1 protein-coding gene and 1 pseudogene are annotated in these 376 nt (G+C 57.2%); both read left to right on the forward strand.

The window, feature by feature from the left end:
- A pseudogene (locus AF337_RS45150) lies at positions 1–128 on the forward strand (ABC transporter permease); the annotation flags it as partial.
- On the forward strand, positions 115–376 hold a 262-nt coding region (locus AF337_RS07370; protein WP_152970949.1), incomplete at its 3' end, for an ATP-binding cassette domain-containing protein. The pseudogene AF337_RS45150 and the gene AF337_RS07370, both read left to right, overlap by 14 nt.

A 376-nucleotide genomic window follows, 5' to 3' on the forward strand; every position in this document is an offset into this window, starting at 1 on the left:
CCTCGATCCGCAAGGGCTTCACCCCTGAAATCAACGCGATCTCGACCGTACTTCTGCTCGGCTCGATGACGATCATCCTGATTTTTGCGCGTTTCGCCAAGCCTGGAGACACTCGTGACAAACGTTAAAGTCAATTCCGTCGCCAAGACCTACGGCATCACGCCCGTCCTGTCGGATATCACCACCGAGTTTCCCGAAGGCTCCTTCACCAGCCTTCTCGGCCCATCCGGTTCCGGCAAGACCACGCTTCTGCGCATCATCGCGGGCTTCATCAAGCCGGACCAGGGTATCGTCAGGATCGGCAACAACGATGTCACCGACATCCCTGTCTGGGGCCGCAACATTGGCATGATGTTCCAGTCCTACGCACTTTTCC

Origin of the sequence: Rhizobium ecuadorense (assembly GCF_001187535.1) — a bacterium.
Taxonomy (GTDB): domain Bacteria; phylum Pseudomonadota; class Alphaproteobacteria; order Rhizobiales; family Rhizobiaceae; genus Rhizobium; species Rhizobium ecuadorense.